This is a genomic window from Aquimarina sp. EL_43, from assembly GCF_943422735.1.
Taxonomy (GTDB): domain Bacteria; phylum Bacteroidota; class Bacteroidia; order Flavobacteriales; family Flavobacteriaceae; genus Aquimarina; species Aquimarina megaterium.
This window is the reverse complement of sequence record NZ_CALSBR010000001.1, coordinates 4568202-4592353: the sequence shown is the minus strand read 5'-3', so window position 1 is coordinate 4592353 and position 24152 is coordinate 4568202. Positions and strand designations below refer to the sequence as shown.

Sequence of the window (24152 nt, the reverse complement as noted above, 5' to 3'; positions counted from 1 at the left end):
TATAACAGAAACAAAAAACGAGACTGTTTTAGTACAGTCTCGTTTTTAAACTTGTTTTTCGAGTAATGATCAATACCAGAGACAACCTCCAGATCCGCCAATACCAGTACAGATACCAGCATCACAGAACGGACCTCCAGGAGCAAGTTCACAACACATTCTACCTCTTTGTGTGCAGGCATAACGTCCTGCCCCAGAGATTTTGCTTTGCTCCTCTTTACTGAGAGCTTTTACGCCATCTAGGTTTAAGATAATTTTCATTTGTGTAAATATTTGTGGTTAATTGAGATTTCATAGTATTTATTTGATTAGTCTTCTGTTGATCAATAGAATATAGTTTTTATAACAAGTTCTAAATTCATAGAATACTAATCTCAGTAAAAGTAATATAATTACGCTGTATTTGGATACAGGAAAAACTCAAAAAAAGTACTGTTTAATTATCAGAATGACCATAAAAAAAGCATCCATCCCAAGATGTATCAGGATAAACGCTCTTATTTATATTGTTTGAATCAAGAATTCTTTTAATTAAAAACTCAATTCTATGATTGGTTTAAAGCAAATAAACCTTTTTTTAAAGCACTCATCTCAAGATATATCAAGATACGCGCCCTATAGGTATCGTTAAAACTAATTTGCTTATCTTCAAGAAATTATTCATTTCTTTACTGCCTATACTTACTAGACGAACATTCTTTATTTTTGTTACACAATAAAACTGAATTATTTTACAAAACACTGATTAACAACACATTATAATAAAAAATAATAATCATTTGTTATAAATGAATGTTATAAAAAGATTTTTATCATATTTATAAAATTAAATATGTATATTTGTTATATGAATAATGCAAGAATACTTGAAATAAATAAAGCTTTATCGAATGCAACACGTTTAGATATACTTAAGTGGTTAAAAGATCCAGAGGCTAATTTCCCTCCTCATGAAGAACTTGGGCATTTCAACGATGGTGTATGCGGACAACATATTAAGGATAAATCAGGATTATCTCAACCTACTATATCACACTATCTAACTGGCATGTATAAAGCTGGTCTGTTAATTACCACTAGACATGGGAAATGGACATATTTTAAAAGGAATGAATCTGTAATTAAAGAATTTTTAGAAACCATAAATAAGGAGTTATAAAAAAATTTAGTTATACATATTTATAAAATTAAATATATAATTATACTAATATCAAAATGAACATAGAAAAAATAAACATCGACGACAAGTTCTCTCTCTTTTCTGATCATTGGAATCCTCGAATTGTTGGAGAACTTAATGGGCAACATGTAAAATTAGTAAAGTTTAAAGGTGAATTTGTATGGCATAAACATGATAATGAAGATGAAATGTTTTATGTTGTAAATGGTGAATTTAAAATGGAGTTTCGCGATCGAACGGTACATTTAAAAGCCAATGAGTTTTTGATTATTCCAAAAGGAACAGAGCATAGACCAGTGGCAGAACAAGAAGTTTCTGTAATGCTCTTCGAGCCAAACACTACAATCAATACCGGGAACACTCCTGGAAATTTAACGCGAGATAAATTAGAAACCATCTAAAAAGAAAATGTATGAAAATCTTAGTTATTGGTGCTACTGGTACAATAGGCAGTGCAATTTATGACACCCTTAAGAATGAGTATAATGATGTATTTGGTGCTCATCGAAATAGTAAATCCTACCCTGTAGACATTACGGACAAAACATCTATAAAAGCGTTATTTGAAAAACTACCAAAAATAGACGCAGTAATTAATGCCGCAGGCACTGCTTCCTGGAAACCATTATCAGAATTAACAGAAGATGATTATTATATAGGGATACGTAGTAAATTAATGGGCCAAGTCAACCTTGTACATGTAGCAAAAGATTATATAAATGACAATGCCTCAATAACCTTAACAACTGGTATTCTGGCAGAACATTATGAACCTAATGCTGTTGGGTTATCACTTGTAAATGGTGCTCTACACAGTTTTGTTAGTGCAGCATCAAAAGAATTAGATCGTGGGATTCGGTTAAATGTTGTGGCTCCTGGTGCTATTGCAGGAGATTTTCCCGAAGATCAAAAATTTGCTGGATACTACCCTGTTAATATTACAGATGTAGTAGATAGTTACAAACAACTATTTAACAACAGCAACACTGGTACTATTTGTAAAAAATATTAAATAACAAAACACATAAAATCATGAAAATTTCAATGTATCAGATCGATGCTTTTACCAAAACGCTATTTGGGGGTAATCCTGCTGCAATATGTCATTTACCACATTGGTTAGAGGACCAAACTCTACAGAACATTGCAGTAGAAAACAATTTGGCAGAAACAGGTTTTTTTGTAAAAAAAGATAATATCTACGAAATAAGATGGTTTATGCCTCATGCAGAAATTGACTTATGTGGTCATGCTACACTTGCATCGGCATATGTAATTTTCAACTTTCTTGACACTTCTATCAACGAAATTACGTTTTCTTCAAAAAGTGGAATTCTAAAGGCCAAAAAAGAGACTAACGGAACAATCACATTAGATTTTCCTTCGAGACCTCCGGAGCCTGTTGAAATTCCATCCGAAATTTATCAGGCTCTAAACGCAAAACCTATTGCTACTTTTGCTGCTCGTGATTTGGTGATCACACTTTCGTCTGAAGAAGAAATATTAAACGAGAATCCTAAACTCGATTTACTTAAAGACCTGCCCTACTTATGTATTGTAATCACTGCCGAAGGAAAACATGCAGATTTTGTTTCTCGTGTATTTGATGCAAATGGGATTATTCAACCCGAAGACCCGGTTACAGGCTCTGCTCATGCTTCTCTGGTCCCATTTTGGGCTAAAAAACTAGGTAAAAATAATCTTAAAGCTCAGCAACTATCTGCTCGCAGAGGAGAATTAGATTGCAAATTAGATGGAAACCGTGTTTTCCTTAGCGGACATTCGGTTCCATACCTTATTGGAGAAATAGAAATATAATTTATAGAAAGTGTAATTTTGTAAAACCAAATACTGCTATTTGGTTTTACAAAATTAACACGGTATACTATCATATTAGTAATACTTATCATGACAACATTAAGAAACAGGCAATGGATTTATACTAAAAGACCTGAGAAATTAGTAGACAATAGTCATTATATCATAAAAGAAACGACCATTTCTAAGTTATATCTTAAACCTGGTGAAGCATTGATAAAATCAGAATATTTTAGTCTAGATCCATATATGCGTATTCAGCAATCCAGTAAAAACACCTGGGAAAGCCCTCATCCTTTAAATACTATTCAAGGCGGAGCAGTAGTTGGTCAAATAATAGCTATAAACGGCTCTAACACTTCTCTTAAAACTGGTGATTGGGTATTGTCATACACTGGTTGGCAAGAATATGCTATTACTGAAGCTAATAATCTTCGGAAATTAGACCCAAACCAAACTCCTGTAACCACTGCATTAGGAGTCTTAGGAATGCCTGCGCGTATTGCATATTTTGGATTAATTGAAGCTGGAAAACCTAAAACAGGAGAAACTATTGTCGTGTCCGGTGCCTCTGGAGCGGTTGGGCAAATTGTTGTACAGATAGCAAAATTAAAAAGGTGTAAAGTGGTAGGTATTGCAGGATCAGATAAAAAGACCAAATATCTACAAGATGAGCTGAAAGTAGATGCTATAATCAACTATAAAAAACACCCCTCTGCAATAGAAATGAAAAATGAACTTTCTAAAATATGCCCAGAAGGAATAGATATATATTATGATAATGTAGGAGGGTTTATCACCGATGCTATATTCGAATTAATAAATACTAATGCAAGGATCATAATTTGTGGTCAAATTTCTCAATATTCGGGCGGGTTGGATAATCCAGAATTAGGCCCTAGGTTTTTACATAAATTACTATATAAGAGAGCAACAATACAAGGAGTATTAGCAAGAGATTATAATCATAAAATGGATGAAATGCTTAAAGAAATGACTCCATGGGTAATTAATAAGTCAATAAAATACAAAGAAACAATCATTGAAGGATTTGAAAACCTACCCAATGCTTTAAATATGCTTTTCTACGGGAAAAACATGGGAAAATTAATTGTAAAAATATAATTACTATTAATCATCCATAAATAGCTGATTGATTTTAGATCTCAATTTTCGTTTATAATCTTCTTCTAACCAATCTCTATAATTCTTAGTACTTTTACTAATACAATAAGAATATCTGCGTACACGATACTCTATGTCCTGATCCAAAAGTTTACTTAGAATTCGTGCATCAAAAACGTCTTCGCTATTTTGTACGCACATTATAGCATGCTGCTCTATAGATTTTTCAAGAACCGTTAAACTTCTATGTCCATAACGTTTGGTTTTTGCATATTCGGCTTCGATATCAAACTCGATATCTTCAGATTTTAAAAACTCTTTTCTTAACTCCTCTGGTAATACATACCTAAAATTACGTTCTATTTCCTCATCCCCTACCAGGTTATCATAATAGAAATCTGGCGACCTAAAAATAGATTGCCAGTCAACATCAGAATTCCATAATCCAAATCTTGCCGTATTATTTCCTAAATCGATTATTGAAAATTCTGGCTTAGTAGGTAATATACGGGACCCCCTACCAATCATCTGAAAATATAATGTAAGTGATTTTGTCGCTCTATTAAGTATAATACTCTCTACTGTGGGTTCATCGAATCCTGTAGTAAGAATGCTCACAGAAGTAAGTATTGCATCACTCGTATTTTTAAACCATACCAAAATATCTTCTCTTTCTTGCTTACTATTTGTATTATCAAGGTGACGAATGGGATATCCGGCTTTTTTAAAAGTTTCATAAACATAAATAGAAGTATTGATTCCGTTATTAAAAATCAATGTTTTTTTACCTTTTGATCTTTCCTCATAAGCATGCAATAGCTTATCCTGCATTAACATGTTGGTATACAGATCTTCTGAAGATTTTACAGTATAATCTCCATTCATCCCTATTTTTAATGATCCTAATCCAACATCATAGGTATAAATTACAGGTTTAGCTAAAAACCCGCTATTAATTAATGAACCAATTGTATCACCTACAATCAATTCATTATAATTATCCTTCATCGGGAGTTTCATATTAGAACTAAGTGGTGTAGCAGTAACCCCAAGGATAAAACAATTGCTAAAAAATTTAAAAAGCTTTCTAAACGAATTATAGTGAGCTTCATCGATAATAACCATTCCTACATTATGAAGCTCTAGATGATCCTCATTAAGCCTGTTATTAAGGGTTTCTACCATTGCAACAAAACACATATATTCGTTTTGATCATCGAGTTCCTTAACAGAGCTATTTATGATTTTATTCTTTACCCCAAACTCGGTTAGCATTTTTGAGGTTTGACCACAGAGTTCAATTCGATGTGTAAGAACAACGACTTTTTTTCGAGTGGATTCTATATATCTTCTAACAATTTCAGAAAAAATAACTGTCTTTCCTCCTCCAGTAGGAAGTTGATACAACAGATTATATTTTTGGGAAAATTCTTTTAGACGATTAAATATCTTATCTATATCCCGTTTCTGATAATCGTAAAGTACTTTTTGTTCTTTTTTATCTACCCTCTTGGGTTGTAATCCCATGTAATTCCTATTAAAAAAATAAACTACAAAATTAAACACTTTTAAAGGTTATATGAAAGAATTGAGAAGATATATTTAATCTATTTACATTTTATTTTTACTATCTTATCAGAATTCATATAAGTCCTAATCTGTATGTAAAAACTAGACATTTTTTGTTTCTTTACGTTTTTTTGTATACTATTAATTTATCATCATTGTAAATTTCAAGAACAGTTGTTATTTTACTTTTATCTTTTCAATAAATACCTATTTAATGGCTAAAGCAGACAAAGATCTAATCCCTGTACAGGCACTTTTAATTCCTAAATCTATTGTATATACAGCAAAAGTATTGAATTGGATATCCCCTCTTCTGGCTTCAAGATTTGCTGCTAGAATATTCTTAACTCCTTTTGGTTACAAAATGCCCGATAGAGAGAAAGAAATGTATGAAAAAAGTAAAAAAGAAAGAATTCGAATTAAAAAAATTAACCGAGAGGTTATCGTCTATAACTATGGAAATTCTGATAAAAAAATTCTTTTAGCTCACGGTTGGTCTGGAAGTGGAACGCAACTTTCTAAAATTGCAGATCAATTATTAGAACATGGATATAGCACTGTAAGTTTTGATGCTCCAGCACATGGGCATGCTCCGGGAAAAAGAAGTATGCTACCCTTTTTTATCGAAACAATACACCAATTAGAAAAAACTCATGGTCCATTTGAAGCAGCAATAGGACATTCATTAGGTGGAATGTCATTATTAAGAACTACCCGGTTTGGATTACAAATTAAATCCCTGGTTATTATTGGTACCGCCAATAGTATTACTGCAATCACTAAAAATTTTGCAAAAAATTTACAATTAAACCAAAAAGTGGGTCGTTTATTAAAAACATACTTTGATAAAAGGTATGGAGAAGATCTTGACAATTACTCTGGAGCAACCTCTGCTGTCGGAGTTAACATACCAACTCTAGTAGTACATGATAAAAATGATGTTGATGTACATTATAGTGCAGCTCATGAAATCATTAATAATCTAGAAAACGGACAACTGCTTCTTACTGAACAATTAGGTCACAGAAAAATTTTGGGAGACCCAAAAGTAATATCCAAAATCATAGAATTTATTTTGGAATAGTTATTGATTAGTTATTCTAAGCCAGTTTATACGACTACTTAGGTATAACTTTAATTAAAATTAGAAAAAACTATGAAACGTTTTATTGTATTATGTATTAGTATTCTGGCAATAAGTTGCACAAGTACAGCGCAAAAAGAGGATAAAAAAGAGAGTAAAGTATATGCTGTTTCTAAAACGGATGCTGAATGGAAAAAGATTCTAACATCCGAACAATACTATATTCTTAGACAGGCCGGAACAGAAAGACCATTTTCTAGCCCTTTAAATAAATTATATGCTCATGGTACATTTTATTGCGCTGCATGTAATACTCCGCTATACGAAAGTAAATACAAATTTGATAGCGGAACAGGTTGGCCAAGTTTTGACCGTGCAATAGAAGGAAGCATAGATAAGGATATTGATCACAAATTAGGATATGCTCGATCTGAACTCTTATGTGCTACATGTGGTGGACATTTAGGCCATGTATTTAGTGATGGACCCAAAGAAACAACAGGAATGAGACATTGCATTAATGGTGATGCTCTAGTATTTAAATCTAATGAGTAAAAAAATGAGCAAATATCCGATACAAAAATCTGAAGCCGAATGGAAAAAGAAGCTAACAGAAGAACAATATAGAGTATTGAGACAAAAAGGAACCGAAAGACCATTTACCGGAGAATATAATATGCATTTTGAAGATGGAGCATATACCTGCATGGCTTGTGATACACCTTTATTTAAAAGTGTTTCTAAATTTGATTCGGGATGTGGCTGGCCAAGTTTTGATGAATCAATAGAAGGAAGAGTAGAATATATAAAAGATACATCGCACGGTATGATACGTACAGAAATATTATGTGCAAACTGCGGTAGTCACTTAGGTCATGTATTTAATGATGGCCCAACAACTACAGGTCAACGTTATTGTGTAAACTCTGTTAGTATAGACTTTAATAAAAAATAAATCGATAATAAATAAAATTTAGAATTCATGAGAAAAATTTTCGCACTACTATGTCTAGCCACATTTATATTTACATCTTGTTCTAACGATGATGATACAGATTTTGATACTATAGCAAATACCTTTGAAGTAACAGGAACATTTAATACAGCTAATAACTTTCGAATAGAAGCTGTAGTACCAGATAATGTTAATGTGTTAGACTCGGATGTTGCGTTGGTTTATATACTAGACCCTGAAAAATCAACAGCTCAGGTTGATGTGTGGGAACCACTACCAAGAACTTTTTTCTTTGCTCCTGGTGAATTTGCTCAATTTCAATTCAATTTTATTTTTAATGAAGCACAAAATATTGCAAGTATTGATATATTTTTAGAGAGTGATGATCTAAATGCATTGGCTGCTGACATTACAGACAATCAATCTTTCAGGATTGTAGTTATACCTTCAACCTTTGCAAAAAATTCAAAAATAGATTTCTCTGATTTTAAAGCTGTAAAAAGAGCACTTAAATTAGATTTTTAAAGAAATACATAATTCAATTATATTTTATAATACGTACTAATTATAATAAGAACTACTAAAAATTAACACCACGTTTATATAACGTGGTGTTTTTTTGTCCTTTTTAATGAAAATCTTATTCTTAGGGAATACTTAAATCCTTTTTTGGTTAGCCGAATTATCCTTAAATTCGTGACTTCAAAAAATCGACATTTATGAACACATATGATATCATCGTTTTAGGAAGTGGTCCTGGGGGATATGTAACTGCAATTAGAGCTTCGCAATTAGGGTTTAAAACCGCAGTAATTGAAAAAGAAAGTTTAGGCGGAGTATGCTTAAACTGGGGATGTATCCCTACAAAAGCACTATTAAAAAGTGCTCAAGTATTTGAATACTTAAAACATGCTTCTGATTATGGTCTTACTGTAGATAAATTTGACAAAGATTTTGATGCAGTTGTAAAACGTAGTCGTGGTGTAGCAGAAGGAATGAGCAAAGGAGTTCAGTTTCTTATGAAGAAAAATAAAATCGATGTTCTTGAAGGTTTTGGCAAATTAAAAGCCAGTAATAAAATAACAGTAACAGATGCAGATGGAAAAGCAACTGATTATGAAGCAAAACATATTATTGTAGCTACAGGAGCTAGATCTAGAGAGCTACCTAATTTACCTCAAGATGGTAAAAAAGTAATTGGATACAGACAGGCAATGACCCTAGAATCTCAACCAAAAAAGATGATTGTGGTTGGATCTGGAGCAATTGGAGTCGAATTTGCACATTTCTATAATGCAATGGGTACAGAAGTTACTATCGTAGAATTTTTACCTAACCTCGTTCCTCTTGAAGATGAAGAAGTATCAAAACAGTTTGAGCGTAATTTCAAAAAAGCAGGAATTAAGGTAATGACCAATTCTTCTGTAGAAAGTGTAGATACAAGTGGTGATGGAGTAAAAGCAACTGTTAAAACTAAAAAAGGAGAAGAAATTCTCGAAGCAGATATTGTATTATCTGCAGTAGGTATTAAAACCAATATAGAAAACATAGGCTTAGAAGAATTAGGTATAGCTACAGATAGAGATAAAATTGTAGTAAACGATTGGTACCAAACCAATATTCCGGGAATTTATGCAATTGGTGATGTAGTCTCTGGCCCTGCCCTGGCTCATGTTGCCTCTGCAGAAGGAATTACCTGTGTTGAAAAAATCGCAGGAATGCATGTAGAACCAATCGATTATGGAAATATCCCTGGTTGTACATATGCTTCTCCAGAAATTGCCAGTGTAGGAATGACCGAAAAACAAGCCAAAGAAGCTGGTTACGAATTAAAAGTAGGAAAATTCCCTTTTTCTGCCTCTGGTAAAGCGAGTGCAGCAGGAACCAAAGATGGTTTTGTAAAGGTGATTTTTGATGCAAAATATGGTGAGTGGCTAGGTTGCCATATGATTGGTGCCGGAGTTACCGATATGATTGCAGAAGCTGTATTAGGTAGAAAATTAGAAACTACTGGTCACGAAGTATTAAAAGCTATCCATCCTCACCCAACAATGAGTGAGGCTGTAATGGAAGCAGTAGCAGATGCATACGACGAAGTAATTCATTTATAAATAAATTATATATCCTAAAAAACGCCTTATTATCTAAGATAATAAGGCGTTTTTTTATATTAATTATTTTAAAAACAGGTGTTTTTATTCTCAACTATTTTGTAGAAAAACTTTGTATTGCCAGTATATAGCTTTGTAAACCAAACCCAAGAATAACACCTTTTGCATTAGGTGATATATAAGATTGATGTCTAAACTCTTCTCTGCCAAAAGTATTTGATATATGAACTTCTACAACAGGAATTGATATTGCCTTTATAGCATCTCCTATACCAATAGAAGTATGAGTATACGCACCTGCATTAAGGATAACTCCATCACACCAATCATCTGCTTCCTGTATTTTAGTGATCAACTCCCCTTCTATATTAGATTGATAGTAAGATAATTCTAGTCTAGAAAAGTCAGATTGTAATTGAGCAAAGAATTCATCAAAAGTTTGACTTCCATACACTTCTGGTTCTCTTTTCCCAAGAAGATTTAGATTAGGGCCATTTATGATTAGTAATTTCACACGTCTATTTTTTTAGTAATTTAACTCATATCAAACAATTATACATTGCATGCTTATTATTCAATATTAGAATCCTGTCTTCGGTTATTCTTGGTTTTAAACAAATACCCAACCGATAATTGTGCTACAGAATGTTTAAAATCTATATCTAATGTATCGATATCATTAATATTTGTTAGGCCTAGATTATATCGTAATTGGAAAAACAAACCAGATTCTGTCTTATAACCAGCTCCTAATCCCCAGCTAAAATCAAAACTATTAAAAGAATCAAAGAACTCATCAGGAGTATCCTCTGCAGATTCTGTTGCATTTGCCAATATAGCCAGTTGTGGGCCAGTTTCCAGACTAAATTTATTTGTGAAATAATATTTGGCAATAATAGGCAATGTTAAATAATTTAAGCTGATCTTGTTTTCTTCTCCATTATCATCAACTTTATATCCTTGTGCTGTATACAATACTTCTGCCTGTACAAAAAATCGTTGAGATACAGGAAATTCTATAACAGCTCCCAGATGCATTCGCACTCGCGCATCTGTATTTTTTATATCTCCGGTTATATTTGCATAATTAAGCCCAAATTTAAACCCTGCACGAGTATATAATTCTTCACTCTCTTGCTGAGCGGTTAAAGATGTGATCATCATTAGGGCAGAAACAATAAGAAAAAACTTCTTCATCATATAATAAATACTATTACTACTCAAAAGTAGTTTTATTTTTTAAAAAACCTGAATCTACAAACAAAAAATGCACTTCAATATTTTAGAATACTCTTAGAAGTTATTATTAATATGATTTTAGAATTTATGTTCTACCATAAGTTGATGCTTTTTTATTATTTACTTAATCAAAGAATATACTTACCAAATGAGTCTCTAAAATATTAATAACTAATTAACTTTTTGTATTGACAAATTAGATAGTTTAGCAACCAATTTTAAACCAATAATAGAGTATGAAAAAAATAATATTATTTGTTTTAGCAGGAATAAGTTTTGTCTTTGCAAATGCTCAAAACAATGGTCAAACCATTAAGGGAAAATGGCTAATCGAAGCTAATACAAATTTTGGAGCAGCAAGTGCTTCTAATACAAGTATTCAATTTATAAGTTTTTCTGATGATGGGGGATCAACCTTTAATATCGGTACCGAAGTAGGTTATTTTATTATGGATGATTTATCTCTAAAAGTAGGTTTAGGCTATGGATCTACTGATAAAGGTGGGGATTCTGAATCATTTGACTCTTTTTCATATAAAATAGGTGCCAAATATTATATTATTGGAGTAATCCCTGTACAAATCGATTATAATGGTGCAAGTACAGATCTAAATCAAGATCCATCCTATTTTGGTGTTCAGGGAGGGTATGCATTTTTTCTAGGAGATATGGTAAGTATTGAACCTGGATTACGATATAATTTTAGCTTAGATGATCGGTTTCATAAAGATGCTTTCCAATTCAACATAGGATTTGTCATACATCTATAAGAACATTGATTTATTATTTCTAAACCATCTATAAGTAAATTGGGATGGTTTTCTTTTATATTATATCTTAGTAGTAATGAAATGGGATCACGCGATAAAAGACTACAAACATTACCTGAAAATTGAAAGAGGATTGTCTGAAAACTCAATTATTAACTACACTCTTGATATTCAGCGATTATTAAAATTTCTAGAACATCAAGACATAGCAACTACTCCCCTTTCTATTGAAAAAGAAATACTTCAACAATTTATTTTTGAAATAGCAAAACTGGTTAATCCTCGTTCGCAATCAAGAATTATTTCTGGATTAAAAAGTTTCTTTAATTATCTTGTTTTTGAAGATTATAGAGAATCTAATCCAATGGAACTTATAGAATCTCCAAAAATAGGTAGAAAACTACCCGATACGCTATCTGTTGAAGAAATAGATCTCATTATTGCCCAAATTGATCTTGGTAAACCAGAAGGAGAACGTAATCGTGCAATTATTGAAACTCTTTATGGATGTGGCTTACGAGTAAGTGAGCTTATCACCTTAAAAAAATCCAGTCTTTTTTTTGATGAAGGGTACATTAGTGTTACCGGAAAAGGTGATAAACAACGTTTTGTACCTATAGGAGAAACCACTCAAAAATATATCAATATTTACACTTCCGAAATCCGTAATCATATTGATATCAAAAAAGGGCATGAAGACACCTTATTTTTAAACCGAAGAGGTAGACAACTCACCCGGGCGATGATTTTTACGATCATAAAACGACTGGTAGAAAAAGCAGGAATCCATAAACAGGTTAGTCCACATACTTTTAGACACTCCTTCGCTACTCATCTTTTAGAAAATGGTGCCGATTTAAGAGCTATTCAATTAATGTTGGGTCATGAAAGCATTACGACTACAGAAATATACATGCATATCGATCGAAGTCATTTAAGCGAAGTTATACATAGTTTTCATCCAAGGAGATAATATGTACACTTATTTCCTAAAAAATTTAAAATAATAAAAGGCTGTTTGAAAAATAGTATTTCAAACAGCCTTTTTAGTATACTATATCTATTTTAAAAGATTAATTCGGTCTCTTTACAATTCCTGAAGGAACAACAGTATCAGACAACATTGTTACAGGATTCCCAGATCCAGTTGTAATTCCTGCAGTTGCGCTAAGCGGTGATATAAAAAATGGTTTAGGATCACCATCTGCTATTGGCTCAACTGTAATAAACACTTTTTTGCTCGTTACAGCAGCAGGAAGTGTAATTCCAGTAATAGGAACTTGGGTTGGTAAGACAAGAAAATCTTCTCCAGGAAATGCAGGAACAGTTCCTCCTGCACCTTTAAAGAAATTTCCGTCATCAACACCGCTAACATTAGAAAAAGTCCCTGTAGATAAAATTTGAGTACCAAAATCTACCCAACCTTCATACTTCCATCCGCTAGACAGAGCAGGAAGAGATAAGCCAGGAGCATTAGCACCATTCATAAACCATACACCAAATTCATCATTACCATTATCCACTCCTCCAACATTATCTGTAGGAGTTGCTAAGAAAAACTGACCCGATGTATTAGAAAGATCAGCAACTACTGGTTGAAAGCTAAGCTGTGCAGAATTACCATTAAAATTACCAGTCAAAATTTTTGTGTCAGAAGGTCCATTATCAATATCTCCCACTGGTTCTACTGTCAATATAAACTGAGTTGCACTTGCAAGATCAGATGCAAATACGTCTAAACGAATAACTCCTGCAGGGTTAGTAAACTTATTAGTACTAACTGGTTGTCCGTTAACAATAATCCATCCTTGATAAGCAGTTCCTCCTGTAAGAGGCTTTAATCCGATCGTCTCTAATTCTATTGTGGCAACCGCTGGACCGTCATCATCATTAGAGCACGAATTCAATAGCACTCCAAAAAGTAGAGCAGCTATTAATAATTTTGTTTTTGTCATCATTTTGCTTTTTAATTATCTTTCAAATGTAATTAGATTACACTAAAATTAACTCCAAAACACTTACAAAATTGTGTACGAAAACATATTCTTTCTATGTTAAAATGTATTCGTTATGTCCCTTGTTGCCCTTCAACATTGGGTGTTTTAAATAATTCTATAAAAGCTGGACCTATATGTGATATGATTTCACCCGCAATCAATCCTTCAAAACCAGTTTTTTGAACACCTATGTCTCCCGAGCTTCCATGCAGATAGACTCCAAAAACAGCAGCATGCAGAGGATCATAACCTTGAGACAGTAAACCGGTAATCATCCCTGTAAGCACATCACCGCTTCCTGCTGTGGCCATTCCCGGGTTTCCTGTATTATTCACATACAATTGATCTTCAAATACTGTTATAGAGTTGGCTCCTTTAATTATTACAACACAATCATATTGTTTAGAAAATGCTTTTGTTTTTTTAATTTTATCAAAATCATCTTTCCATTTACCTACTAATCGTTCTAACTCCTTAGGATGTGGTGTTAAAATAGTTTTCTTCGGAAGTTTTTCAAGAAACTCAGGTCTTTTTGATAGGATATTAATCCCGTCGGCATCTATTACAAGAGGAGATGTATTCTCTTTTAAAAACTCTTCAAATGCACTAATGGTTTTTTCTCCAGTTCCAAGACCAATTCCAATTCCTATAGCTGCGGGTTTAAAATCCAGAGTGATCTCTTCTAATTCGTCATCACTATCTGCAATTACCATAGCTTCCGGAACAGCAGTCTGAAGTACTTCATATCCACATTCTGGAATATATGCAGTAACCAAACCAGCTCCTGTCTTTAAGGCTGCTTTAGTAGCCAAGACCACACTTCCTATCTTACCGTAACTTCCTCCTATCACTACACAATGGCCATAAGTGCCTTTATGGCTAAATTTATGTCTTGGTCGATATAATGGCAATACTTCGTTTTTATTAATTAAGACGCCGACACCAGGGTTTTGCATTAAAAAATTGCGATCTAATCCAATATCAATCACCTCCAGATCTTGTGTATACATACCCGTTTCTGGTAAAAAGAAAACAAGTTTTGGTAATTGAAACGTAACCGTAACATTGGCAAAAATAACTCCTTCGGGGTTATCTGGTGCTTTATCAGAATATAAGCCCGATGGAATATCTATAGAAAGTTTAAAACATCTTGAAGTATTAAGATGTTTGATCAAAGAAACTACCCAAGGCACCAATGGTCTGTTAAGTCCGATACCAAAAATGGCATCGATAATCATATCCTCACGCTTGAGTTGAGGAAAATCTTCTTCACATTTAAGCTGGATAGGCCAATCCTTGGCTATTTCTTTTAATCGATCATAGTTAGATAGAAATTCCTTTGATCTGTTATCACTAAAATTTACAATATAAGTCTTCACATTATACCCATGTTCCAGTAATAATCTCGAAACTACTAATCCGTCTCCTCCATTATTTCCAATACCGCAAAAAACATGGATCATAATTGGAGACCCTTGTAGTCTGCTATGAATCAAATTAAAAATTTGTGTTGCAGCACGTTCCATCAATTCTAATGATGTGATCTTAGCTGAAACCATTGTAGCTTCATCTGCCATACGCATTTGTTGCGCAGAAAATATTTTCATCTATCTATATGTATTAATATGTATTCTATATACTTCATGCTTTTATATTAGAAACTCTATGCTAAGAGTTTTTAACAAATTAAATAATCCTTTCTCAAAATCACTAAATACAATTTTAATCTAGCCAGTTTCATATTTTTTTTATGAATTACACAATGAAATAAGTTATTAATTATTGAATTAGCAAAAGTTTAAGAATGCCGTTAATTTAATTTTCTTTAAAAGTAAAAAATTATACATTTGAACACGCAAAGTAAAGCAAACAAATGTTTAGTACCATTTTCTTATTGGCTTTATTATTTACCTTAGGAACGATTATCGTATCTGAGGCTTCTTCTATTACAACAGGTACTATTACTATTATTACCCTTAGGGGTTAGTTCATTCATATATTACCACCGGACCACGTATGTAATTCACAAAAAAAGAATTACTAACGAAACTTTTATTAATAATTTCAACTAAAAAAATATAATATATTATGAACGTTCTAAAATTTGGAGGTTCTTCTGTCGCTAATGCATCGACCATAGAAAGTGTAATAGAAATCATAAAACAACAATCGAAAAATCAATCCTTATATGTAGTCGTTTCTGCAATGGGTGGAATTACCGATTTGTTGTTACAAGCGGGAGAGGAAGCTTCTGCTAATAATGAGAATTATAAAAATACACTGGCAGAAATCGAAAAAAGACATTTTGAGGCTGTAAAAACTCTTATTCCTGTCGTATCCCAAAGTGCAATAATAAGTAAAGTTAAAGCAGAGCTTAATACCTTAGAATCATTGTGCGAAGGAGTATATTTACTAAGTGAATTATCTCCCAAAACTGCTGCCGTAATCGCAAGTTTTGGAGAGATGCTCTCTTCTTATATTATTTCAGAAACAGCCAAAATAAAAGGCTTAGATATTGTTTTAAAAGACTCTAGAGAGCTTATTGTTAAAACCATTAACTCTAAAGTTGTAATAGATTATAAAGAAACCAATGCCAGAATTAAAGAATTTGCAAATAGCAATACGCACAAAGTAAGTCTTTTCCCTGGTTTTGTTGCAAGAACGAAGGATGGTGAACCTACAACATTAGGAAGAGGTGGATCTGATTTTACTGCGGCTATTCTAGCCTCGGCTATCGATGCCAACGAATTACAAATCTGGACAGATGTAAGCGGACTATATACTGCCAATCCAAAATTGGTAAAACAGGCGAAACCAGTATATCACATTTCATATCAGGAAGCCATGGAGCTTTCTCATTTTGGAGCTAAAGTAATCTACCCTCCTACTATACATCCTGTATTAGAAAAGAATATTCCTATAGTGATCAAAAATACTTTTAAACCTAAAGATCAAGGAACTTTTATTACTCGAAAGGTAGAAGAACGAAAAAAAACCAGTAACCGGAATTAGTCATATAGATAGTATCTCGATCATTTCTCTGGAAGGAAGTGGCATGGTTGGCATTCCTGGATTTTCAAAACGTTTATTTGAAGCTTTATTTTTAGAAAATATAAATGTAATCCTTATTACACAAGCTTCGTCTGAGCATTCTATATGTCTTGCTGTCGAAGCTTCTGAAGCAGAGAAAGCTAAAACCATTTTGGATGCTACATTCGAATTTGAGATTTCTAAACATAAGCTAGATCCTGTTAAAATAGAAAACGATGTAGCCATTGTCGCATTGGTTGGTGACAATATGTACCATCACCAAGGGTTGAGTGGTAAAATGTTTAGTACATTGGGTAAAAACAATGTAAATATAAGAGCTATTGCGCAAGGTGCTTCAGAAAAAAATATCTCTGTAGTAATTGCAAAAAAAGACATCAAAAAAGCCTTAAACATATTACATGAACGATTTTTTGAAGTAAAAACGAAACAGCTCAATTTATTTATCACTGGTGTAGGAAACGTAGGGAGTAAATTACTTGAACAGCTTCAGCAACAAAATAAATATCTTAAAGATAAATTACGTTTAAAAATTCGTGTGGTCGGGATGTCAAACTCCAAAACAATGGCCTTTAATGAAAATGGAATTGATCTTGATGAGTGGCAAGAAATCCTTACGCAGGGAGAAAAAGCTAATGCAGAATCATTTTTTGCGAAAGCAAAAGAAATGAATCTACGTAATTCTATCTTTGTAGACAATACTGCAAATCCTAATATTGCTAAGATTTACAAACACTATTTGGCAGAAAGTATGGCTGTAGTAACTTGTAATAAAATTGCATGTGCCGATGAATATTCTAATTATGAAGAACTGCAAGATCTCGCCAGAAAATTTAATGCTCCGTTTTTATATGAAACCAATGTTGGAGCAGGTTTACCAATAATAGATACACTTAATAACTTAATTGCTTCTGGAGATAATATTCATAAAATACAAGCTGTATTATCTGGCAGTCTTAATTTTGTATTTAATAATTATACCGAAGAAGTTACTTTTCATGATATCGTAAAACAGGCTCAGCAAGAAGGATACACCGAACCCGATCCAAAAATAGATTTAAGCGGTGTTGATGTAGCCAGAAAAATCTTGATCCTCGCTCGTGAAAGTGAAAAAGTTATGGAATTAGAAAATATAGAGAACGAAGCATTTCTTCCTCAGGAAAGTTTAGAAACCAAAAGTGTAGATGAATTTTTTAATTCACTAGCTCAAAACGAGGATCATTTTAAAGAAATTCTGGCAGAGGCCAACAAAAAACAATGTCGATTAAAATATGTAGCACAATATGAAGAAGAAAGTGCAAAAGTAGGATTGCAACACATACCGGTTGATCATCCCTTTTATAATCTCGAAGGAAGTGATAATATTGTACTTTTTTATACTGATAGATACCCTAAACAACCTCTAATTGTTAAAGGAGCTGGTGCCGGAGCCGAAGTTACTGCTTCTGGTATCTTTGCAGATATTATAAGGATTGGTAAAAGTAAGTAGTCTAAAATGTCAGTCTGACAAATAAAACGTACTAAAAAAACAACAAATGAAAAGTATCAAAATATTTGCTCCTGCTACGGTTGCTAATCTTTCTTGTGGATTTGATGTATTAGGATGTTGCTTGGATAATGTTGGTGACGAAATGATAATTTCTATCACCTCAGATCCTGGTGTAAAAATAACAAAGATTGAAGGAGCTAACCTTCCTATGGAGGCTCACAAAAATGTTGCTGGTGTCGCTGTTGAAGCTTTTCTTAAAGCATATGGGAAGAATATTGGAGTTGCTATTGAAATTTACAAAAAGATAAAAGCAGGTAGCGGAATAGGAAGTAGTGCTGCCAGTAGCTCTGGTGCTGTTTGGGCTATAAATCATTTATTAGGCAATCCATTTACCACACATGAATTGGTAAAGTTTGCAATGGAAGGAGAAAAATTAGCAAGCGGTAACGCGCATGCAGATAATGTTGCCCCTGCCCTTCTTGGTGGATTTACTTTGGTACGTAGTTATGACCCATTGGATATTATAAAACTACATTCTCCAAAAGACCTGGTAATGACAGTTATTCATCCACAAATAGAAGTAAAAACATCAGATTCACGATCAGTAATCAAACATAAGGTAACCTTAAAAAAAGCAATTCACCAATGGGGAAATGTAGGAGGATTTGTTGCTGGATTGTTCACAGAAGATTATGATTTGATCGGTAGAAGTTTAGATGATGTAATTATCGAGCCATTACGATCTATTTTAATTCCTGAATTTAACAATGTTAAAAACGCAGCAATAGCAAAAGGCGCTTTGGGGTCAGGAATATCTGGTTCGGGACCATCAATTTTTGCACTTAGTAAAGGTATGAAGGTTGCAAACGACGTAGCAGGTGCGATACAAGATATTTACGACAAAACAGGAATTGATTTTGATATACACATCTCAAAAATTAATAGCACAGGAATCAAGATAATAGAAGAAACTGAATACAGAAAATAAAAAATAATGCAATACTATAGTTTAAATAATAATGCACCTAAAGTATCTTTTTCTGAAGCTGTCATAAAAGGTTTAGCTCCAGATAGAGGATTATACTTTCCAGAAAATATAACTCCGTTACCCAGTTCGTTTTTTGAGAACATAGAACACCTGGATAACATTGAAATTGCCTATCAGGCCATACAACAATTTGTTGGGGATGAAATTCCTGAACCAGAACTACGGGATATTTTGGCAGATGTTTTAAGTTTTGATTTCCCTGTAGTAGAAGTCGAAAACAATATTGGGACATTAGAGTTATTTCATGGCCCAACTATGGCTTTTAAAGATGTTGGAGCCCGTTTTATGGCACGATGCTTAGGATATTTTAATAGAAATAACGAAAATCAGGTTACTGTTTTGGTTGCTACTTCTGGGGATACAGGTGGTGCAGTCGCAAACGGATTTTTAGGAGTAAAAGGTGTGAATGTAGTTATTCTCTATCCAAGCGGAAAAGTAAGCGAAATACAAGAGAAACAATTAACTACACTAGGGCAAAATATAACAGCTTTAGAAGTCGACGGAGTATTTGATGACTGCCAGGAAATGGTGAAAACTGCATTTCTAGATGTAAGTATTACTAATCACAAGCAATTAACATCGGCAAATTCTATCAATGTAGCCAGATGGCTTCCTCAATTATTTTATTTCTTATTTGCTTATAAACAAGTTAAACATAAGAAAAAGGGTATTGTATTTTCTGTACCTAGTGGTAATTTTGGTAATATTTGTGCAGGAATTGTTGCTCACAAATTAGGACTGCCTGTTAAACAATTTGTAGCCTCGACCAATATAAATGATACTGTTGTTAGGTATTTAGAAACTTCTGAATATCAACCAAAACCATCAAAAGCTACAATTTCTAATGCGATGGATGTAGGTAACCCTAGTAATTTTATCAGAATACAACAGCTTTTTAATCATAGTTTTGCTGAGCTTAAGAATAATTTCTCTGCATATAGTTTTAATGATGATCAGACTAGAGAAACTATGAAAATGATTTATGATGAAACAGGATATATTGCAGATCCTCATGGTGCTGTTGGGTATCTAGGTCTTAAAAAGTACGAGGTAACTAATGATCAATATGGAATATTTCTTGAAACGGCTCACCCGGTTAAATTTCTAAATATAGTCGAAGAAACTCTCGATACAACTATAGAAATCCCTAATCAAATCCAAAAAGTGATGGGTAAAGAAAAACATAGCATAATGGTGAATAGTTATGAAAAACTAAAAGAGTTCTTACTTCGGTAAGAACTCTTTTAAAAATATAGTTTTATTTTTTCAATCTTTATTTAGCCAGGGATTTCATTACTCCATGAACAATATCCGTAGTAGATGCTAAGTATTTAAAATTTACTGTAGTATACTTATCTTCACTCTGACGTGCATAAGGTGAGTTATCAGCATTTTTCAATTCTGCTGTAAGCGTAACGGTTTCAAAACCAAAATTAGCAAAAAATCTACTTTCTGGTGTAGCTACTTCTCTCTTATAAATAGGCACCGGAGATTCTATACGATATAATGACTCTAAACTAAGGCTGGATGCCAACATTTCGATTGCTCTATCTTCATCATTATCCCATCCCATATAATCAGATCGATGCATTGAATGAATTTTATATTCTTCATCTTTCAATTTTTTGGTAAACATCCTTGTACCAACCATATTGCTTTTCCAATGGTCAAAGAACACAACCATAAAATTTCTGTTACGCTCTTTTAGTTCTGTTAGTTTCTTAGCAACATAATATGCTATCGCAACTCCCGTGGCATTATGAACGGCACCAGGGCTATCTTTAACAGTATCAAAATGCGCAGCTATTACCACGTATTCATCATTGCCATTGGTAGCAGGAATCTCGGCAAAAACGTTTGTACCATTAAATAAGTTTCCTTTTTTATCCTTCACATTATAAGAATGCCTTTCAGGCTTAAGTCCTATATCCTTTAAAGAATTATATAAAAAGTCTGCAGAAGCTTTCCTTTCGGAAGCGCTTTCTCTACTTTTTAATTTTTTTCTGCCTTTAATAGGTTCATGACCTGTAAGTTTGGCAACAATTCCTTTTTGGACATTAATAATCTCTGCTTCTTTTCGATCTTGTTCAGTCTGAGCTGGGGCCATCTGAATTACGAAAATAAATAATAGTAAAAATTCTCTATAATAATTCATTTTGTAGGTTTTGTATTCTATTCCCTTTAACACAAATTTATGAAAAATCTGTAATTATACAATTTTGTATTTTTATTGCTTAAAATAACATTTTAATATGTCTTTTGCAAAAACCATACCTTTTATTATAATAACGTTATTATTTGTTCAATGTGACAATAATACCAAAATCAAAAATTTATTAAGTGCTTCAGAAAATTGGAGGAGCGAAGTTATTGAATTTCCTTTAGAATTTGCCAATTCTTTACAATATTCGGGTATAGAATATGTTCGTTTTGCTCCAGGATGGGGAAAAGAAGGTGCTTCTGACTATTTTTCATATGCATTTTTATGGGATTTAAATGACGATCCACGGCTATCTCCCAAAAAAATTGAATCCGAAATGGAAGATTATTTTGATGGCTTAATGCGTTTGGTATCCAAAATGGATTCTAAACAAAAGAACAAAATACCTAAGTCTAAAGCTTTTTTTGAAAAAGTAAATGATTCTGTATATGTAGGAAAAATACTTACTTATGATGCTTTTACTACAAAAAAAGAGCTGAATTTAAATATTACAGTAAATCATAGTACATGTGAATCACAAAATAAGCACCTTGTATTGTTTAATTTATCTCCGCAGCCCCTAGAACATCAAATCTGGAAAAAATTAAAAAAGATTACTGTTAATACCAATTGTAAATAACAAGCTTATTTATAATTGGTAAACTTTACTTATAGGTTATTTTAAACCATTGTAGTGCTATAATGGTTTTTGCATCGTTTACCTTTCCGGATATTAACAAATCATCTATTTCTGAGATATGGTATTTACATAGCTCTATATCTTCCTCCTCCTCCTTTAATCCCCCACCTATATATATTTTGTCTTTCTCAGAAACTTCGGCATAATACAGATACATTCTTTCAGAAGAACCGCCTGGTGTAGCATAAAATGTAGTAATATGTCTTAAATCATTTACCTGATATCCCGTTTCTTCTTCGGTTTCGCGAATAGCACATGCAACAGGGTCTTCATTTTCTTCTAAGCCTCCCGCCGGAATTTCAATAAGCCAGCCATTATCATTTTTTGTAGTAGGGTAACGAAATTGATTAATCAATATCAAATGATTGGTGTCTTTCTCATACAATAAAATTGCGACAGAATCTCCTCGATCTACCATTTCTCGGGAATATGTCACCGGAGTACTTTTATGAAATCGGTCATGAGTAACTACAGCTTTTTTAATTTTTAAAAAGCCATCATAAACCAAATCTTCATCAAGAATTTTATAATTCATCCATTCAGAATTAGGCGTACAAAATATTACATTTTGTTATTGCCAAGATATGGATTTTTAAACGGAAATATAATGATCAAACAGGTCTTTATATTAAATGGGCTCGACTAATTTTTAATATTAATCGAGCCCATTACCAATGACTAACTCAAATCCCTTTACTTTTTTTATAAAATTCCTTTTATCGATATAGAATCTAGTATAATCATTTCTGTACCTGCTCCATTTCTAAATGTTACTACCAATCTTCCTGTAGCTAATTTGTTATCTGGTATTGGTATTCTCAATTCTTGCCATGTTCCTTCTACTGCTTCAACATCATCATCAAAAATAGAAAGGATAGGGTCTCCTAAACCATCAGCTGTTTCAAAATAAACCACAATTCCATCTTCTGTCTCCCAGGAAGTAGTTCTAAAAAATAGTTTTACATCTAAAACAGCATTAGTAACATCAGGATTTAAACCTGTAATTTCATCAAAGGTTAACGTTACAAAACCATCGAGATCAGATGTAACATATCCTTGATTACCGTCTATAAAATTAGTTTCGAAACTATCTGGGTTTGCAGAAGTAACTGTAGTATTATAGACTCCCATTATTTCTTGTTCAATTGCACTAACGCTAGCAGCTAAAAAGGATGCTGTAAAACCCAGCTCATCACCTGTACTTATATAACTTACATAAGGCACTTCTGATCCCGGGTCTGTATCTTGAATATTTGGTAACGGATCTTGTGTTGCTGCCGGACGCGGATACCTGGTTAAAGTTCCGAAAGTTGGTATTTCTTCAAAACTAGTATATCCAAATTCGAAAAGATCATCTTCTCCTATATTTATGGTTACACTTTTATTTTCTCTTTGATCTGGCTCTCCTAAAATATAGCCTTGTATAGGTTGAAGACTAAATGTTACTGCTCTTGATCCTTTAGAAAGCTCATCATTAACCAAAGATTCGAGCAATGTTACATCTACTGTTGACTGTCCGGCAGGTAAAACAAAACTTCCTGAACTTGCCGGAAGCATAAAATCAACTCCTTCTTGAGCCGCATCCTGATCCGGAAATGTCACAGTATAATTTACAGTCAGGTCTGTAGCAAGAAGCTCTCCTGAGTAGGTAAACGTAGTAGTAACAGCTCCCATATCAGACTCAAGGACATTGATCTCATTAGTTTTAAAAGAAATATAATTAAATTCTGAAGGTAATAGTACATCGTTTTCAGTATCACAACCTAGGATACTTACTAAACCTATGAGGTATATAAATTTTATACTTTTCATTTTTGTT

Annotated in this window: 24 protein-coding genes and 1 pseudogene; 16 read left to right on the top strand and 9 right to left on the bottom strand. The window is 33.0% G+C overall.

The genetic code is table 11. The annotated features are described in order from the left end of the window. Positions 1-69: 69 nt before the first annotated feature. A complete protein-coding gene (locus NNL09_RS19745) occupies positions 70-261 on the bottom strand; it encodes a hypothetical protein (protein WP_025663800.1) in 192 nt (63 codons plus the stop codon). 586 nt (positions 262-847) lie between these two features. Between NNL09_RS19745 and NNL09_RS19740 the strand changes: the two genes are divergently transcribed. The 5 genes from NNL09_RS19740 to NNL09_RS19720 all read left to right on the top strand — a co-directional run bounded on the left by NNL09_RS19740 (position 848) and on the right by NNL09_RS19720 (position 4123). Continuing rightward, complete coding sequence (locus NNL09_RS19740; RefSeq protein ID WP_025663799.1) at positions 848-1159, top strand: helix-turn-helix transcriptional regulator; 312 nt, start codon at positions 848-850, stop codon at positions 1157-1159. Between the two features lie 56 nt (positions 1160-1215). After that, a complete protein-coding gene (locus NNL09_RS19735; protein ID WP_196910192.1) occupies positions 1216-1581 on the top strand; it encodes a cupin domain-containing protein in 366 nt (121 codons plus the stop codon). Between the two features lie 11 nt (positions 1582-1592). Then, positions 1593-2192 (top strand): short chain dehydrogenase, encoded by a 600-nt coding sequence (locus tag NNL09_RS19730; RefSeq protein ID WP_196910193.1) that lies wholly within the window; start codon positions 1593-1595, stop codon positions 2190-2192. Positions 2193-2212: 20 nt separating this feature from the next. Further along, entirely contained in the window at positions 2213-2998 is a 786-nt protein-coding gene (locus NNL09_RS19725; protein ID WP_196910194.1) for a PhzF family phenazine biosynthesis protein, read from the top strand. A gap of 90 nt (positions 2999-3088) precedes the next feature. Next, positions 3089-4123, top strand: a complete 1035-nt coding sequence (locus tag NNL09_RS19720) for an NADP-dependent oxidoreductase (RefSeq protein WP_196910195.1) — start codon at positions 3089-3091, stop codon at positions 4121-4123. A gap of 6 nt (positions 4124-4129) precedes the next feature. Here the strand turns inward: NNL09_RS19720 and NNL09_RS19715 are convergent, their stop codons facing one another. Then, positions 4130-5650, bottom strand: a complete 1521-nt coding sequence (locus tag NNL09_RS19715; RefSeq protein WP_196910196.1) for a DEAD/DEAH box helicase — start codon at positions 5648-5650, stop codon at positions 4130-4132. 256 nt (positions 5651-5906) lie between these two features. Between NNL09_RS19715 and NNL09_RS19710 the strand changes: the two genes are divergently transcribed. The 5 genes from NNL09_RS19710 to lpdA all read left to right on the top strand — a co-directional run bounded on the left by NNL09_RS19710 (position 5907) and on the right by lpdA (position 9842). After that, positions 5907-6776, top strand: coding sequence for an alpha/beta hydrolase (locus NNL09_RS19710; RefSeq protein WP_025663793.1), 870 nt, complete (start codon positions 5907-5909; stop codon positions 6774-6776). 72 nt (positions 6777-6848) lie between these two features. Then, complete coding sequence (gene msrB / locus NNL09_RS19705) at positions 6849-7331, top strand: peptide-methionine (R)-S-oxide reductase MsrB (protein WP_025663792.1); 483 nt, start codon at positions 6849-6851, stop codon at positions 7329-7331. Positions 7332-7335: 4 nt separating this feature from the next. Next, positions 7336-7731: a peptide-methionine (R)-S-oxide reductase MsrB gene (gene msrB / locus NNL09_RS19700; RefSeq protein WP_025663791.1), complete on the top strand. Its 396-nt coding sequence runs from the start codon at positions 7336-7338 to the stop codon at positions 7729-7731. 27 nt (positions 7732-7758) lie between these two features. Beyond that, positions 7759-8256 carry a hypothetical protein gene (locus NNL09_RS19695; RefSeq protein WP_025663790.1) on the top strand — a complete coding sequence of 166 codons (498 nt, stop codon included), beginning with the start codon at positions 7759-7761 and terminating at the stop codon, positions 8254-8256. 194 nt (positions 8257-8450) lie between these two features. Next, entirely contained in the window at positions 8451-9842 is a 1392-nt protein-coding gene (lpdA, locus tag NNL09_RS19690; protein ID WP_025663789.1) for a dihydrolipoyl dehydrogenase, read from the top strand. 94 nt (positions 9843-9936) lie between these two features. On the opposite strand, the gene aroQ is transcribed toward lpdA, so the two are convergent. Further along, complete coding sequence (gene aroQ / locus NNL09_RS19685; protein ID WP_196910197.1) at positions 9937-10356, bottom strand: type II 3-dehydroquinate dehydratase; 420 nt, start codon at positions 10354-10356, stop codon at positions 9937-9939. A 56-nt stretch (positions 10357-10412) separates the two neighbouring features. Then, positions 10413-11042: a porin family protein gene (locus tag NNL09_RS19680; protein ID WP_081748210.1), complete on the bottom strand. Its 630-nt coding sequence runs from the start codon at positions 11040-11042 to the stop codon at positions 10413-10415. Positions 11043-11317: 275 nt separating this feature from the next. Between NNL09_RS19680 and NNL09_RS19675 the strand changes: the two genes are divergently transcribed. Further along, the gene (locus NNL09_RS19675; protein ID WP_196910198.1) at positions 11318-11851 is read left to right on the top strand and encodes a hypothetical protein; all 534 of its coding nucleotides are present in this window, start codon (positions 11318-11320) and stop codon (positions 11849-11851) included. A 76-nt stretch (positions 11852-11927) separates the two neighbouring features. Then, positions 11928-12824 (top strand): site-specific tyrosine recombinase XerD, encoded by an 897-nt coding sequence (gene xerD, locus NNL09_RS19670; RefSeq protein WP_025663785.1) that lies wholly within the window; start codon positions 11928-11930, stop codon positions 12822-12824. 100 nt (positions 12825-12924) lie between these two features. Here the strand turns inward: xerD and NNL09_RS19665 are convergent, their stop codons facing one another. Together NNL09_RS19665 and NNL09_RS19660 are read right to left on the bottom strand one after the other, a co-directional pair. After that, complete coding sequence (locus tag NNL09_RS19665; protein ID WP_196910199.1) at positions 12925-13806, bottom strand: anti-sigma factor; 882 nt, start codon at positions 13804-13806, stop codon at positions 12925-12927. A 113-nt stretch (positions 13807-13919) separates the two neighbouring features. After that, the gene (locus NNL09_RS19660; RefSeq protein WP_025663783.1) at positions 13920-15455 is read right to left on the bottom strand and encodes a bifunctional ADP-dependent NAD(P)H-hydrate dehydratase/NAD(P)H-hydrate epimerase; all 1536 of its coding nucleotides are present in this window, start codon (positions 15453-15455) and stop codon (positions 13920-13922) included. Between the two features lie 481 nt (positions 15456-15936). Between NNL09_RS19660 and thrA the strand changes: the two are divergent. The 3 genes and pseudogenes from thrA (at position 15937) to thrC (ending at position 20669) form a co-directional block, all read left to right on the top strand. Next, positions 15937-18385: pseudogene (gene thrA / locus NNL09_RS19655) on the top strand (bifunctional aspartate kinase/homoserine dehydrogenase I). A gap of 46 nt (positions 18386-18431) precedes the next feature. Then, a complete protein-coding gene (locus NNL09_RS19650) occupies positions 18432-19373 on the top strand; it encodes a homoserine kinase (protein WP_025663781.1) in 942 nt (313 codons plus the stop codon). A 6-nt stretch (positions 19374-19379) separates the two neighbouring features. After that, a complete protein-coding gene (thrC, locus tag NNL09_RS19645; RefSeq protein WP_196910201.1) occupies positions 19380-20669 on the top strand; it encodes a threonine synthase in 1290 nt (429 codons plus the stop codon). Between the two features lie 37 nt (positions 20670-20706). Here the strand turns inward: thrC and NNL09_RS19640 are convergent, their stop codons facing one another. Further along, positions 20707-21588, bottom strand: a complete 882-nt coding sequence (locus tag NNL09_RS19640; RefSeq protein WP_025663779.1) for a M28 family metallopeptidase — start codon at positions 21586-21588, stop codon at positions 20707-20709. 97 nt (positions 21589-21685) lie between these two features. Here NNL09_RS19640 and NNL09_RS19635 point away from each other — a divergent pair, with 97 nt between their 5' ends. Next, positions 21686-22273, top strand: a complete 588-nt coding sequence (locus tag NNL09_RS19635) for a hypothetical protein (protein ID WP_196910202.1) — start codon at positions 21686-21688, stop codon at positions 22271-22273. A 25-nt stretch (positions 22274-22298) separates the two neighbouring features. On the opposite strand, the gene NNL09_RS19630 is transcribed toward NNL09_RS19635, so the two are convergent. Together NNL09_RS19630 and NNL09_RS19625 are read right to left on the bottom strand one after the other, a co-directional pair. Next, positions 22299-22868 carry an NUDIX hydrolase gene (locus tag NNL09_RS19630; RefSeq protein ID WP_025663777.1) on the bottom strand — a complete coding sequence of 190 codons (570 nt, stop codon included), beginning with the start codon at positions 22866-22868 and terminating at the stop codon, positions 22299-22301. Between the two features lie 167 nt (positions 22869-23035). After that, on the bottom strand, positions 23036-24145 hold the full coding sequence (locus NNL09_RS19625) for a hypothetical protein (RefSeq protein WP_035094936.1): 1110 nt from the start codon (positions 24143-24145) through the stop codon (positions 23036-23038). Positions 24146-24152 lie beyond the last annotated feature (7 nt).

Coding starts and splice junctions, on each gene's coding strand:
- NNL09_RS19745 (WP_025663800.1), bottom strand. CDS start 261: ATGAAAATTATCTTAAACCTAGATGGCGTAAAAGCTCTCAGTAAAGAG.
- NNL09_RS19740 (WP_025663799.1), top strand. CDS start 848: ATGAATAATGCAAGAATACTTGAAATAAATAAAGCTTTATCGAATGCA.
- NNL09_RS19735 (WP_196910192.1), top strand. CDS start 1,216: ATGAACATAGAAAAAATAAACATCGACGACAAGTTCTCTCTCTTTTCT.
- NNL09_RS19730 (WP_196910193.1), top strand. CDS start 1,593: ATGAAAATCTTAGTTATTGGTGCTACTGGTACAATAGGCAGTGCAATT.
- NNL09_RS19725 (WP_196910194.1), top strand. CDS start 2,213: ATGAAAATTTCAATGTATCAGATCGATGCTTTTACCAAAACGCTATTT.
- NNL09_RS19720 (WP_196910195.1), top strand. CDS start 3,089: ATGACAACATTAAGAAACAGGCAATGGATTTATACTAAAAGACCTGAG.
- NNL09_RS19715 (WP_196910196.1), bottom strand. CDS start 5,650: ATGGGATTACAACCCAAGAGGGTAGATAAAAAAGAACAAAAAGTACTT.
- NNL09_RS19710 (WP_025663793.1), top strand. CDS start 5,907: ATGGCTAAAGCAGACAAAGATCTAATCCCTGTACAGGCACTTTTAATT.
- msrB (WP_025663792.1), top strand. CDS start 6,849: ATGAAACGTTTTATTGTATTATGTATTAGTATTCTGGCAATAAGTTGC.
- msrB (WP_025663791.1), top strand. CDS start 7,336: ATGAGCAAATATCCGATACAAAAATCTGAAGCCGAATGGAAAAAGAAG.
- NNL09_RS19695 (WP_025663790.1), top strand. CDS start 7,759: ATGAGAAAAATTTTCGCACTACTATGTCTAGCCACATTTATATTTACA.
- lpdA (WP_025663789.1), top strand. CDS start 8,451: ATGAACACATATGATATCATCGTTTTAGGAAGTGGTCCTGGGGGATAT.
- NNL09_RS19680 (WP_081748210.1), bottom strand. CDS start 11,042: ATGATGAAGAAGTTTTTTCTTATTGTTTCTGCCCTAATGATGATCACA.
- NNL09_RS19675 (WP_196910198.1), top strand. CDS start 11,318: ATGAAAAAAATAATATTATTTGTTTTAGCAGGAATAAGTTTTGTCTTT.
- xerD (WP_025663785.1), top strand. CDS start 11,928: ATGAAATGGGATCACGCGATAAAAGACTACAAACATTACCTGAAAATT.
- NNL09_RS19665 (WP_196910199.1), bottom strand. CDS start 13,806: ATGACAAAAACAAAATTATTAATAGCTGCTCTACTTTTTGGAGTGCTA.
- NNL09_RS19660 (WP_025663783.1), bottom strand. CDS start 15,455: ATGAAAATATTTTCTGCGCAACAAATGCGTATGGCAGATGAAGCTACA.
- NNL09_RS19650 (WP_025663781.1), top strand. CDS start 18,432: ATGAAAAGTATCAAAATATTTGCTCCTGCTACGGTTGCTAATCTTTCT.
- thrC (WP_196910201.1), top strand. CDS start 19,380: ATGCAATACTATAGTTTAAATAATAATGCACCTAAAGTATCTTTTTCT.
- NNL09_RS19640 (WP_025663779.1), bottom strand. CDS start 21,588: ATGAATTATTATAGAGAATTTTTACTATTATTTATTTTCGTAATTCAG.
- NNL09_RS19635 (WP_196910202.1), top strand. CDS start 21,686: ATGTCTTTTGCAAAAACCATACCTTTTATTATAATAACGTTATTATTT.
- NNL09_RS19630 (WP_025663777.1), bottom strand. CDS start 22,868: ATGAATTATAAAATTCTTGATGAAGATTTGGTTTATGATGGCTTTTTA.
- NNL09_RS19625 (WP_035094936.1), bottom strand. CDS start 24,145: ATGAAAAGTATAAAATTTATATACCTCATAGGTTTAGTAAGTATCCTA.